This window comes from Paenibacillus xylaniclasticus, from assembly GCF_004001065.1.
Lineage (GTDB): Bacteria > Bacillota > Bacilli > Paenibacillales > Paenibacillaceae > Paenibacillus_T > Paenibacillus_T xylaniclasticus.
In genome coordinates this window covers 1-12,455 of the sequence record NZ_BIML01000040.1, presented here as the reverse complement: position 1 = coordinate 12,455, position 12,455 = coordinate 1, and the positions used below count along the sequence as shown (strand labels likewise).

Below are 12,455 nucleotides of genomic sequence, written 5' to 3'. Positions count from 1 at the left end.
AACATGAACCCCCTTGTCCAATAAATTCAACCTCGCAAAAGCTACGCAAGCATCAGTCCGCTTGCTTCCATATATAATGTATATCACCCGTTATTTAACATATCTTATGTTGATTTGTATGTAACGTCAACTTAAGTTTTCCTAAAGGGATTCACTCTCGCTTCTAATGAAAATAAAAAAGAAGAGGAGCACACATAAGCTGCCCCTCTTCATCTTGACCACTACTCGCTGCGGACGACACGGAACCCTTGATCCGGTCCAAGTCCGTTCGCATCGAACATCCCACGGAAAGACGGTTCATCGTTGCTGACATCACCGATCCAACCGCCGCCCTTCACAATCCGGTGTGTCCCACTCTCTGCTGGCTTACTGACATCTTCACCATGCCAATCCCATATCCATTCCCTTACATTACCCGACATATCGTAAAGTCCCAGCTCGTTCGGTTTTTGTTGCCCAACTTTCTTCGTACTGCTCTTGTTATTCTCGATAGCTGGCCAGTTCCAGTCTCCTTCTAACAATTTCTCACCGGAATTCTTCCAATACCAAGCTACCTCATCCGCATTGTTGCTGCCGCTATATGTGTAGCTTTTGCTCAACTGGCCTCCGCCTGCTGCGTACTCCCATTCAACTTCTGTAGGCAAGCGGTACCCGTTCGCATCTGCGTTAATTGTAACTGTCCATTTAATGTTATCAATTTCACTTTTGTTATTCGGGTCGACCGTTTTCTTGTCTATATTGTAGTAAGGCTGCAAGCCTTCCTTTTCGCTTCTTTTATTACAATATTCAAGTACGTCATACCAAGTTACCATCTCGACAGGAAAATCGCTGCCCTTAAATTGGGACGGATTGTTGCCCATCACTTCAATCCACTCGCGTTGCGTAACCTCATATTTACCGATATAAAAGTTCGGTACTGTAATATCCTTACCATAAAAGTTAGACTTCGTGTTCTTAAATGTGCCGCCTTGGACTAATACCATACTATTCATGATAGCATTGCTTTCAGTTTGATCAGACTGATTATTGCTGTCTTCTTGTACAGACTGTTTATTGCTGTCCTCTTGAACAGATTGTTTATTGCTATCATCCTTATCTTTCGAACAAGCAGTCGCTGTAACCGACATTACGATTAGAAGGAAGATCAATAGCTTTCTCATTGATATATCTCCTTTGAACGAATAAGAAATAGTTAGCCGTGACGGTTACGGCAATTTGTTGACGGAAACATATAAGGCCGCCAGCTGTGAGGCCGGCAGGCCTTATATACTTGCTTTTGAACTATTATCGAACCAGTCTGCTGACCGGCTCTGTTTAACTACAGGTGGATTACCACACCGTTACGTTCGAGTAACCGCTGGATTGATAGCCCTCTGTAGCCAATACTTGGTACGTCCAGCTGTAGCCGAGATTCATACCAACATTTCTCCATGCGTTCACATGGTTGCTGAACGTGATCGATACGTTTTGACCCGTTGGTCTCTTCGATTGACGTACGCTCCAGTATTGTTGGAACGTAGAAGTACCGTCGATGGAAGGTTGGTTATATCTCATCGTCGTATAGATATCGTACCAGCCGCCGTCGCTATATACCGAACCTTTGTACGTTCCAGTTGGACGGTACGTACCCCAGCTGTCAACTACATAGTATTCGATAAGAGCGTTTCTCGTCCAGCCATACAGCGTCAGATAGCCGTTACCGCTTGGTTGGAACGCACCTGCGTTGTAGTTGATTACACGGTTTGGCGAACCTACCGTCCAACCTTTACCAACAACGAAGTTACCAGTGTTTTGCCACGAAACACTATAGTTACCACCTTGGCCATTAACAGCGTTTACATAACCGCCGCCGTCCGTCCAGTTTTGCCAGTAGTCCGTTGCGCTAGCGGATGCTGCGAACGCCCCCAAGCTCATCGTTGCTGCCAGTACTGTTGTAGCGAGTTTCTTTTTCACGTAATTCACCCTCCAAAGAATTTTTGTTTGTCTTTTGACTTCTCTGCTAAGCAGATTAGCCTTGTAGCGAGGTTACTTTCTAGCAACTCCTACATTGCAAATTATAGTATGTAAGCGTATTCATAGAAACCTAAAAAATTAAAGATTTACCCCTATAATTTTAACTAGATTTTAGCTATTTATTCATATTGATAACTACTTTTTCCAACGTTGTTATAATGAAGGTAACTGTTGGAAATATCAAAATACCGCCCTTTACAGGACGGCATCCTTTCATTAATCATATATATTCACTCACTACTCTAACATCTAACATATTTACGCTTAAACCCAAGCCCTCCTCGATCGATAGCTTTCTGAATGTTTTCAATAGCATTCAGAATGCTGTTTTTTTTGTTAGGTCTCTTCATTTCGACTGGCCCAATCGATTTTGCAACTTCTACAGCCTTATCATGTAGCGGTAAGTAAGATACAGCGACAGTATAAACAAAATTGACCATAGACGACTTCGTACGCTCCGGCGATTGATGAATCGTCTGTTCCACAAGCTCAAGCATATGCGCAAGCTTACTTTCAGAAAATTCATCATCCTTTCGACTGCCAAGAAGCCAGCAGTAACAGCTCCACCCTGCAGACATCTTCAGCTCTTCGCCGCTTGCGATCCATCGATCGGAAACCTTTTGTGCAATATCGGTTTCGGCCAGCGTCACGGCAACCACATAATCGGAAATCATATAAAAATATGCGGCATCAATCCAACGGTCAAAGTCTTTCTCGGTCATCGCTTTCGGATCTGCAATAATTCCAGCAAAATACATCGCATCATAATTCCCAGTTGCATATAACTGTTCAGCTAATGGCTGATTGATTTTAATTTTCTTGGCCATCGGCTTCATTGCACCCGTAGCTACGCCGAACACAGGTTCATGTGCTCCGTTAGAGATATACATCTTCTTGAGCCGTTCTTTACCGAGTGCTTCAAGCTCCTTCATAACCTCTTCGAAATTCAACCTTCATCTTTCCTTTCCACGTATTCGATTGCATGTGTTGATATATGGCCATTCTAATGATTAATCAACATCGTATCAAGTTGACCATTCCAAGTCTCTCCCCATAAGAAAACCCCCTTACAAGGGGGTTAGCTACCAGATATTTTTGTCAAAATAGGTACTTTACATACAATAATCATACCGCTTTTATCTTTCGGAACGAGTTCTAACGACCCGTTGAGATTCGTCAACCGATCGGTCATCGATTGAAGTCCGAAGCCTTTGGTCACTCCGCCTTTTGGTCCAACACCATTATCTTCAATTCGTAGACTCACTTGATTCTCTTCGAACTTAAGACCGATTGTAACGGCCGTAGCCTTCCCGTGCTTCTTCGCATTCGTCAGCGACTCCTGTAAGCATCGGATAAAAACGATTCGTAAATTCTCCGATACCGGATATTCGTCACCTTCCGTATTCAACTTAACCGTTGTACCTGTATGATGAGCAAATTGATTGCATATCTGTGACAGAGCCGAGCTAAGCGATTGCTCATCCTTCTCTGGAGCAATCTGATGAATATGCCTTCTAACCTCATCCAGACCATTTCGAGTTAGATGCAGCAGCTCTCGCAGACTTGCTTTCGCCTCGCTCGGAGCAATATCGATCAAATAATAGACCGCATCCATCCCCGTAATCGTCGTTGTAAATGTATGCCCTACTGTATCATGCAGGTCTCGTGACAATCGATTTCGCTCTTCCAGCAGCGTTAGCTTTTCAATTTGCTTCGCATACAGCTCAAGCGTTTTATTTTGCTCTTGGATGACCTTATACATATGATTAATTTTCTGATAGGACGACACGATCTTTTGAAAACAGAACCCTACTCCAAATAGAATAGATAGATTAAATATTTCATCGGCTAGCCTATTGAATGTTAGATCAGGTACTCCGCCTGACAAAACAAACGGATACGTATTAAGGATAACGACTGTCCAGCATCCATGCCACCCTCTGCTAAAATAGCCGATCAAGAATGCCGGAACTTGAAAAAAACTAAAGGTTGTATAGCCAAGCTCTGTCAGATCAAAATAGTGAAACAGAAGCAGGAACAAGCCTCCTGTAAATAGTAAGTCTGCTAAGACCGGCAAATAACGAGGCACTCTTTCTATACAATGAATAAGAAAGGGAACGATGCATGAAAGCGTATAGCCTAACGCGCCAAGCCATACATAAAATCCATCCACATCCGTTTGAAAAAGGTTAACGATTCCAGTACCGCCCCATAGAATACGAAGACAGAGCAGCAAATAGTCAATCCAATGCCTCGGTCGATTCAAAACAAACAAGAGCAGTCACAGCCTTTTATGTAATTTTTGCAAATACAAGTATAAGTTATGACCGCTCGTTAATCTACTATTGTAGTAATAATTTTTCAGAACGATTCCTTTTCCACATATATAAACTTAATCCTAAGTAGAATAATACTACGATAATACTCATATCACCCGATAAATACTTAGCAGCCTCATGATTATCTACGACAAAATATCCCAGAACCAACCATACTAAATTATGTGTCGTATGGATCATAGACGATGTCCAGACGCTTCCGGTGCGCATGCGGATTTCACCAATAACAGGTGCCAGAGCTACTGTGCTGAGCACCGTTAATGGCAAGATCAGCCACAGCTTATCATCCGCATGATAAGAATCTGTATTAATCATGAGAGGAAAATGCCATACTCCATGAATTAAACCGTTAAGCATATACGCCTTCTTCTTCCCCATACTTCTTAACATCAATGGCAGCAAATAACCACGCCATCCAAGCTCCTCACCCATACTTTGTGTTAGGACTGCCTTTACATAAATAAATACGATAGCTAGCGGAAATACTGCCCAGCTTATCCCTTCAAAATCAGCCTTTCCTTCAACGGATGATATCCCCGTTAACCATACAACAGCGAAGCTTAATGCGAACGGAATGATGGGTACGAAGATGGCGAACAACCAGGCCTTCCTGCCAAGCTTATGAAGCCCGAGCAGCTTCCAGCCTGTCTTCGTATAACCATCGCGAGTCACGAGCAGCATCATAATCAAAACCGCAATCGTTGGCGTCAACATATAAACAAAGACAGAAATACCGGGTATGTAGCTGAACAGTACAGCAAGCAAAATCACAATAACCGTAAATAAGACGACCTTACTGGAATCCTTCAATGACCTGAACATAATTTATCGATCCTTCTTCTATGGTTTATTGGCAGCAGCAACTGCCGCATCCTTAATGTACAGAGATCTAGTCATAGGGAAGTAGTAACTTTCGGGGGATAAAAGTCATAGTGACCGGCACTTCTTCTTCATGACTTTTATTGAATAAACTTAGCCATAGATAAATTAATAGAAGGGATGTTACATATGAATAAGCTTCTTAAATCCTTATTCACCTCTTTATTATTGATTACTTTTATTATTTTCGTACCTAACACTGTGTTTGCTGATAGCGTCATCGATCATTATAAGATTGATAGAATTAACTCGTATCTTGAGGAACAGTTCCGTACCGCAGGCTTTCCTGGCGGCGCGTATGCTCTCGTAGAAAATGATGCGATCGTTGCGGCTGAAGGAATCGGTTACTCCGATCTTGCTGCACAACAGAAAGCGACGCCGGAAACCGTCTATTCTATTGCCTCCGTTACAAAAGTGTTAACTGCCTCAGCTGTATTGAAGTTAGTCGATCAGGGACTTATATCATTAGATGAACCGGTTGTAACCTATCTGCCGTGGTTCCAATACCGTAACAAGCAGGAATCGGACAAGGTGACGATTCGCAACCTGCTTACGCATTCCGCCGGTGTTAGCCGTTATGTAGCTGACGGTGCTATATACGAGGATATTGAGAAGAATCGAAATTCTAAGGAAGATTCGGCGAAAGCGCTGCGTAAAGTCTCGATGAATAGTTCTCCTGGTTCTAAGGGCCAGTACTGCAACACTTGCTTTAACCTGCTTGGGTTAGTTATTGAGAAGGTTACGAACCAGCCTTATGAATCGTATATTAGAAATTCGTTGTTTCTACCGCTCGGAATGAGTCATAGCGAGTTTAATCCGAATCTCATTAACGACGTAGATATCGCGCAAGAATACGGCTATCTGTTCGGGTTCTCAACGAAGGTTGCTCCTTATTGGAAAACGTTCGGCAGCAGTCAAGCTGCTGAAGGCGGTGCCTATAGCAATGTACTGGATCTATCCCAAATAATGATTGCCGTACTAGGTCATCACGCTGATTCTTTTATCGCTTCCGACAAGTTTGATCAACATACGAAGAACGGCGTAGTCGCTTCCGATCTGGATGGCGCGATATATACGGAAAGCGGGTTTGAACAAAGTGAGGTATACGGAACTCGTATCCTGTCCAAGTCTGGTGAAGGCATGGGCTCCAGCTCGGAGATGGTCATTATTCCGGATAAGCAGATTGGCTTTGTAATGCTCGTGGGAGAAAGTAATGGAGAACGCCGGTCGCGTATAACCGAAGGCGTCGTAAGCATTCTGCTCGATCAAGAACCGAAGTCCGTCGCCGGCGTCATCAACGTGTTTCAAGTGCTCGGTTACATTTCATTGGGCATTATTGCGGTCAGCTTGTTCTTCATGCTCGTATTAATAAGAAGTGTTGTACGAAAATATCGGAACCAATTTCAGCTGAAATATCGCTGGTTGAACCTTATTCGGCTTCTTTTATTAATTATTGTGCTCTTACCGATCCTTTACTTATTGTTCGTATTCCGTCCAACGGAGGCTGGCTTCTACGGATACCCATATGATCTAGCCGCAGCGATCATCGTTGCAGCTGTGTGCGTTTTCATTTGGATTGTGTATAGCGCTTTTCTACTCTTCATCCCTCGTAATTGGAAGTAACACTAGAAGTCACTATACAACTATGACTTTTTTCGAGTATCTTAAATGTACAACTGCTTTAGCTAATAAGGAGTGCATCAGCTCATGGTCAAAATAAAAGTGATGATCGTCGAGGATCAGGAAATTATTCGCAAGAGCTTAGGGATCGTTCTCAATCTTAACCCGGACATTGAAATAGTTGGCTCTGCCGAGAACGGAGCAGTAGCCGTAGAACTTGTACCTCAGCTGCAGCCGGAGGTTATCCTAATGGACGTCCAAATGCCGATTATGGGCGGCGTGGAAGCGACAGATCGTATAAAGAAATCTTATCCGACTATTAAGATCATCATGCTTACTACATTTCAAGACGAGGAAATTGTACTTAGTGCGTTGAATGCGGGGGCTGAAGGTTACATTCTGAAAGCCATCGACCCTACTGATCTTGCAGCAGCTATCGTGCTTGTTCACCGCGGTGAAACGATGATTAGCCAAGACGTTGCCAAAGCGCTATTCGCCAGAACGCTCTCGCGGCCTTCGACGAAGGAGACGGAGTACGGGTTAACCGAGCGTGAAACGCAAGTGCTGAAATGCATTGCGGAAGGATTATCGAACCGGGATATATCCACCAAGCTGTTCCTATCAGAAGGGACGGTTAAAAACTACATCTCCAGCATCTACTCCAAGCTGAATGTTCATAATCGCGCAACTGTAATGAAGAAAGCGCACGATGAGAAATTGATTTAAGCGACTGCGTTGTCAAAAAACAGAAGTGCACCCCAGAGTATACATGGCTCAACACCTACGGCGTATAGCGACGAATACTTCTGGCGGTGCACTTCTTACGTTTAATATTATGCGAATCTATATTGGACCTCTATCACTTTTTGGAATTGATATTTATGACCTTCCTGCTCAACCAGTAAGTACATTTATTTCATTAACGGTGCAAGATAGATAAATACTCCTTCCACGGTCCTACGTCAGCATCATATCTTTTAGCCAGAACGCGAACTATTTGTGCCATATGAGTAAGGTCATGAACGACCCAAGTAGAAATCAATTGGCTGACATTTACTTCTCCGAACTCCGGGTGTATGCCCGTTTTCTCCCAAACCGATTCCCGCTCCGTAAGCTTCACAAGTCTTCCTATGCTTTGTGCCCGAATGCTTTTAAAAGCTAACAACTTTTCATCCATCGTTCCATGTTCGTTAAGAAGCAAATGAGAAAAGCGATCAAAAGGTGGGAGTGTACGCTGCTCCTCATCACTTATCATATGCTCTAGTCTCGGGATCCAATTATTTCTTTCCGCCTCAATTAGATGAGTAATGATTTCGAAGACATTCCAGCTCCCTTCTCCCTCATTGCAGTAAAGCCATTCATCAGACACTCCTAACAATAAGCCCTCCAACGCCTTTGGCGTACGCCCTAACAATTCAACAGCTTCATTAAGTTTGAAATTCATTCATTATCCCCCTTGCTTTCTGGAAAAACTTAATATACCATAGAAGCATATGTTCGCATTCTGCTATCTTACCCAGGGAGGCTACCGAAGTGATAGACTTAAGCCAAGAAACGATTTATCGTTACAAACAGTTTATAGATTGGACAGATACATTACGCGATCTGAACGATAACATATGGTTTAGCTCAATAGCTGAAGGGAAAGCGACAGTAGCAGAAATTATTTCTCATCTTCGACAATGGGATCATTATCTGCTTCACACGATTATCCCAGCTCTTCGAACTGGCGAAGGAATGGTCTTTCCAGATTTCGATTCGTTCAATCAACAGGCTTATGAATTTGCTCGTTCTGGAGTAACTAAAGATAGTATGCTCGATGAATTCAAGCAAACCCGTCTTCAGTTGGTCGAGACGCTGTTAGCAGAACCAGACATTGCTGCTAAGCATGTGACCGCTAACGGCATCGCCAACTGCCCGCATACAGGTACTCCCTACTCCTTGCTTTATATCATCTACGAATTTATTCAGCATGACATCCATCATCAGAATCAAATTTTATCTGTGATCGGTTAGAGTTCGTTCTCGTTTTTTTAGAGAAGAGTCCTATTCGGCTGAACAAACGAGTGATGAAAGCTGCACCCCTGGCAACATGGTTAACGGCTGCTTTCACACTCGTCGACTGGATCGTTTTGGCAAGACTTGTCATATGACTGTTTGATCTTTTCTAGAGCATGCAATTCCAAATCGTCTGTCAACACTGTCATAGACACAGATGCCTCAGCCGTAACTGCCGCAGCAGCCTTCATTCTTGTCGAACCATCATATGTTCTTATCTATCTGCTGATGAAGATAGCAACTGGACATTATTTAAAAATAATAGAGTATTCGTTACTACAATCTCATCGCAAACACAAACCTCTCAAGAGCAACAGCAACACCATCTTGATCATTGGATTCGGTAATATACTTTGCACTATTTTTTAGTTCAGCTATTGCATTTCCCATAGCGACCGGAAATCCGCACTTATGAAATAGACCCAAATCGTTAAAGTCATCCCCGAACACCATTACATTGTCTGTCCTCACTCCAATGTCATCAAGCGCCCATTGCACGGCATCCTCCTTGGAGGCCAATTTAGGCATAATTTGAATAAGGGCCCCACCATCAGTAGCAATTACGTTCACATGCTCTCCGAATTGCTTGACAAGTTCCATCCATGCGCTATAACCATGTACCAATATTTTGGTTGGGGATAGTGAACGAATAAAAGCTTTCTCAACAATCAGTGGTTTATCATCATTAGAACTGATACCGAAATGAGTAAATTGCGAATCAGGAATCGGTGTACACGCATACCATGCGTCTTTGTTCTCGAATGTTATGATCGATTGAGATTCCTGTAACTCGATGAAATCGATAATCTGCTGGCTAACTTCCATTGGGATACTAATGTGCCGCTGAATTCGCTTAGACTTGCATACCGTTAGAGCACCATTGTAATAGATCAAGTAGTCGACAAAAGGAAGCTCTTTGACAAACCGATTAGCAACTCTAGGCGGTCGTGCCGTGGCTACGATAATATGAATTCCATAATCATAACACCTTCTAACAGCCTGATAATTTCGCGGGGAGATAGATTTGTCATTGTCGAGTAATGTTCCGTCTAAGTCCAATACAATGGCTTGTATGTTCGACATCCGGGATCTCTCCTCTGTAGTAATTTTCCCAATAATATCCTATTCCTAAAGAAGATGCTAGACCCATTATGAAAAACCACCTACCCACAGGTTAATCTACCACAAATGATTGATAAGAAAGTTAACTGAAAGGTTAGAAAGAACGGCTCTAAGAATCGATCACAACGACCTTGCCGGTTATATTGCTGTCTTCGTCTACCGTAAACACCACTACGTATACCTTACCGTCTCTCTCACTGAAATGATAAGGAAAATCGCCCGTTTGCCCTTCCGGAAACAACAAGTCTGGGCTAACCTTGACGTCCCAGACGTCGAAATTGTAATTGATTTTCCCTTGCTCGTCGATGGTTACTTGTTGGATTGATTCTGGAATCGTCTTGCCTTCTGGCACCTTTTTCTTCCACTCCGCTGATTTCCTAGCCATTTCAGCAAATCCATCGTCGGCAGCGGCATTCTCGGTTAGCTCCGCTTCCATATTAGAGGAAGACTCCTTCAGGAGCTCACGCAAATAGGCTTCTGCCTTGACTGGATCGGCTTTCGACTTATCCAGAGGAAGATCGAACAGCGCGGAGGCTCCCTCGTAATCCGATCTGATACTAATTTCGCCCGTCCTATCGTCGAAAGCAATCGTATCGCTGTTCGGGAAGCTCTGACCGCCGATCACGGCTAAATATACGCCTCTGTCGGCGAACATTTCCACGATGTCGCATTCGATTAACCTGTACATAACGCCGTCTAACACAATTTCACTATAACTGCCGTTCATCGAGGCGATGTTGACCTGCCATGGCTCTAGCCCCTTAATGAAAGGCGACACCAAGAAGGGAAATTCACCATATTGTGGATCGCTCGTCGAAGGCATCGGACTTCCATCAGCGTTAGCTATGGACACAACGGCATACGTCTTCTCTGAGGATATTTGATTTGGTGAGCTTTCCAGTTCAACCAATCCAGCACCGGAGACAATGCCGTGCAGCGTAATCTTGTAACCTCCGGAAACGACAGATTCGATAATTTCGATAGCTTCACTGCTGGCGAAAGCTTCTGCCAAAATTTCTTCCCCCATTTGCTTGGCTACTTGCTGGGGGCTGAATAACTTTAAAGCCGCGAACGCCGACACAGACATGACTAGTGAAAGAACAGCAACCAATACCCCTATAGAGACCCTTTTTTTATTATTGGACCTCCTTTCGCTTATCTGCTTGTATCGATTCATAACCTCTCTGTTTAATTGTTCTTCAGGCTTGGCGTCCGAAGCCAAAGCTTGCCGGAGCATGCGATCCCATTGTTCGGAATTATTCATTGAGACTCCACCTCCAGTTCCTTTTTCATCGCCTGTCTAGCTTGATAAAGTCTGCTCTTGACCGTACCATGCGGAATTTGTAATACCGAAGCGATCTCCTCAATCGACAATTCTGCCGTATAGTACAGATAAAGCGGGATCTTCAGCTTATCTTGAAGCTTATCGGCGGCAGCTTGTATCTTCTGACGCAGCTCGGAAGACATCACTGCAGCTTCCGGAGTCTCTTCACTCGAGACTACGTTGATCGCGGCGGCCGCTTCTTTGTATGCTGCTGTAGGTGCAATTCTCTGTCTCCAGGCAAATTTGCGGCGCTGATTCTTGTGCAGTCCAACCGCGACCGACAGAAGAAAGGCTTTCGGATTCCGATTTCTGTCCAACTTATATCGCGCTTCCATCGCTTTCAGCAGCGTTTCTTGATAGAGATCGTCAGTATCCGTCCGATTCGACGTTAGTCTATGGCAGAATCCATACAGCGCTTTGCCGTGCTGTTCGATCAGATTGCCAAACTCCTCGATATCCAAGTAGCTCCTCCCTTTCTGAATGGCCATTCAACTGTATATGGTCATAACTTGAAGCTTGGTTCACTTGTAAATTAAAAATGCCCGTTACTACAGCTGTCTGCGGCGACGATTCGTTCAGCCTGTTGCAATACGGACGCATTTCTTATTTTTTCAACTATCCAAATTCAACCAGATTGATAATTATGGTAACATATTATTACATATACAGGCGAGTCACATGAGAACAGGCGGTCATGCCAGTAGTTTAGTTATTCGAGAAGCTTCATTTCGTGATATCGATGCAATTACCGAACTGATGAATGATTTAGGCCATCCAGCATCCATACTTCAAATGAAAAAAAGATTGGAGATGATAAGCTCCAATCCAATGTATCATACTTTGGTAGCAGAACTTAATGACAAAGTGGTTGGAATGGTTGGCCTTCGTCAGCAATACGCTTATGAAAGCGATCAGCCGATCATTCAAATCTCGGTGTTGGTTACAAAAACAGAATATCGGGGATTAGGAATAGGAAAGGAACTTATGAAGCACGTAGAGAATTGGGCGAATGAACATGGAGTAAGTGCTATTGTTTTGACTAGCGGCGATAGACCCGAACGTGAGGCCGCACATCAATTCTATAAACAACTAGGATACTC

Annotated in this window: 13 protein-coding genes; 4 read left to right on the top strand and 9 right to left on the bottom strand. The window is 43.6% G+C overall.

What is annotated here, in order from left to right; all coding sequences use genetic code 11:
* Positions 1-221: 221 nt before the first annotated feature.
* The 5 genes from PXY01_RS20605 to PXY01_RS20585 all read right to left on the bottom strand — a co-directional run bounded on the left by PXY01_RS20605 (position 222) and on the right by PXY01_RS20585 (position 5,174).
* The gene (locus PXY01_RS20605; RefSeq protein ID WP_127572795.1) at positions 222-1,160 is read right to left on the bottom strand and encodes a formylglycine-generating enzyme family protein; all 939 of its coding nucleotides are present in this window, start codon (positions 1,158-1,160) and stop codon (positions 222-224) included.
* Between the two features lie 169 nt (positions 1,161-1,329).
* A complete protein-coding gene (xynA, locus tag PXY01_RS20600) occupies positions 1,330-1,953 on the bottom strand; it encodes an endo-1,4-beta-xylanase XynA (protein ID WP_507763289.1) in 624 nt (207 codons plus the stop codon).
* Positions 1,954-2,255: 302 nt separating this feature from the next.
* Entirely contained in the window at positions 2,256-2,963 is a 708-nt protein-coding gene (locus tag PXY01_RS20595) for a DNA alkylation repair protein (protein WP_127572791.1), read from the bottom strand.
* Positions 2,964-3,091: 128 nt separating this feature from the next.
* Positions 3,092-4,288, bottom strand: a complete 1,197-nt coding sequence (locus PXY01_RS20590; RefSeq protein ID WP_127572789.1) for a sensor histidine kinase — start codon at positions 4,286-4,288, stop codon at positions 3,092-3,094.
* Positions 4,289-4,355: 67 nt separating this feature from the next.
* Positions 4,356-5,174 carry a type II CAAX endopeptidase family protein gene (locus PXY01_RS20585; RefSeq protein WP_127572787.1) on the bottom strand — a complete coding sequence of 273 codons (819 nt, stop codon included), beginning with the start codon at positions 5,172-5,174 and terminating at the stop codon, positions 4,356-4,358.
* Between the two features lie 186 nt (positions 5,175-5,360).
* Between PXY01_RS20585 and PXY01_RS20580 the strand changes: the two genes are divergently transcribed.
* Together PXY01_RS20580 and PXY01_RS20575 are read left to right on the top strand one after the other, a co-directional pair.
* Positions 5,361-6,854, top strand: coding sequence for a serine hydrolase domain-containing protein (locus PXY01_RS20580; RefSeq protein ID WP_164744524.1), 1,494 nt, complete (start codon positions 5,361-5,363; stop codon positions 6,852-6,854).
* An 84-nt stretch (positions 6,855-6,938) separates the two neighbouring features.
* Positions 6,939-7,577 carry a response regulator transcription factor gene (locus PXY01_RS20575; RefSeq protein ID WP_127572783.1) on the top strand — a complete coding sequence of 213 codons (639 nt, stop codon included), beginning with the start codon at positions 6,939-6,941 and terminating at the stop codon, positions 7,575-7,577.
* Between the two features lie 193 nt (positions 7,578-7,770).
* On the opposite strand, the gene PXY01_RS20570 is transcribed toward PXY01_RS20575, so the two are convergent.
* The gene (locus PXY01_RS20570) at positions 7,771-8,295 is read right to left on the bottom strand and encodes a DinB family protein (RefSeq protein ID WP_127572781.1); all 525 of its coding nucleotides are present in this window, start codon (positions 8,293-8,295) and stop codon (positions 7,771-7,773) included.
* Between the two features lie 89 nt (positions 8,296-8,384).
* Between PXY01_RS20570 and PXY01_RS20565 the strand changes: the two genes are divergently transcribed.
* Positions 8,385-8,867, top strand: a complete 483-nt coding sequence (locus PXY01_RS20565; protein ID WP_127572779.1) for a DinB family protein — start codon at positions 8,385-8,387, stop codon at positions 8,865-8,867.
* A gap of 318 nt (positions 8,868-9,185) precedes the next feature.
* Here the strand turns inward: PXY01_RS20565 and PXY01_RS20560 are convergent, their stop codons facing one another.
* From PXY01_RS20560 to PXY01_RS20550, 3 genes are all read right to left on the bottom strand, one after another.
* The gene (locus PXY01_RS20560; protein WP_127572777.1) at positions 9,186-9,992 is read right to left on the bottom strand and encodes a Cof-type HAD-IIB family hydrolase; all 807 of its coding nucleotides are present in this window, start codon (positions 9,990-9,992) and stop codon (positions 9,186-9,188) included.
* A 148-nt stretch (positions 9,993-10,140) separates the two neighbouring features.
* The gene (locus PXY01_RS20555) at positions 10,141-11,295 is read right to left on the bottom strand and encodes a hypothetical protein (protein ID WP_127572775.1); all 1,155 of its coding nucleotides are present in this window, start codon (positions 11,293-11,295) and stop codon (positions 10,141-10,143) included.
* Positions 11,292-11,816: an RNA polymerase sigma factor gene (locus PXY01_RS20550; protein ID WP_218028239.1), complete on the bottom strand. Its 525-nt coding sequence runs from the start codon at positions 11,814-11,816 to the stop codon at positions 11,292-11,294. The genes PXY01_RS20555 and PXY01_RS20550 overlap by 4 nt, the downstream gene beginning before the upstream one ends.
* A gap of 217 nt (positions 11,817-12,033) precedes the next feature.
* On the opposite strand from PXY01_RS20550, the gene PXY01_RS20545 reads away from it, so the two are divergent.
* Positions 12,034-12,455: GNAT family N-acetyltransferase (locus PXY01_RS20545; RefSeq protein ID WP_164744523.1), on the top strand; the 422-nt coding region annotated here is incomplete at its 3' end.

Bases quoted from the DNA above. Each gene is read 5' to 3' on its own strand.
- PXY01_RS20605 (WP_127572795.1), bottom strand. From the start codon at position 1,160: ATGAGAAAGCTATTGATCTTCCTTCTAATCGTAATGTCGGTTACAGCG.
- PXY01_RS20585 (WP_127572787.1), bottom strand. From the start codon at position 5,174: ATGTTCAGGTCATTGAAGGATTCCAGTAAGGTCGTCTTATTTACGGTT.
- PXY01_RS20580 (WP_164744524.1), top strand. From the start codon at position 5,361: ATGAATAAGCTTCTTAAATCCTTATTCACCTCTTTATTATTGATTACT.
- PXY01_RS20575 (WP_127572783.1), top strand. From the start codon at position 6,939: ATGGTCAAAATAAAAGTGATGATCGTCGAGGATCAGGAAATTATTCGC.
- PXY01_RS20570 (WP_127572781.1), bottom strand. From the start codon at position 8,295: ATGAATTTCAAACTTAATGAAGCTGTTGAATTGTTAGGGCGTACGCCA.
- PXY01_RS20560 (WP_127572777.1), bottom strand. From the start codon at position 9,992: ATGTCGAACATACAAGCCATTGTATTGGACTTAGACGGAACATTACTC.
- PXY01_RS20555 (WP_127572775.1), bottom strand. From the start codon at position 11,295: ATGAATAATTCCGAACAATGGGATCGCATGCTCCGGCAAGCTTTGGCT.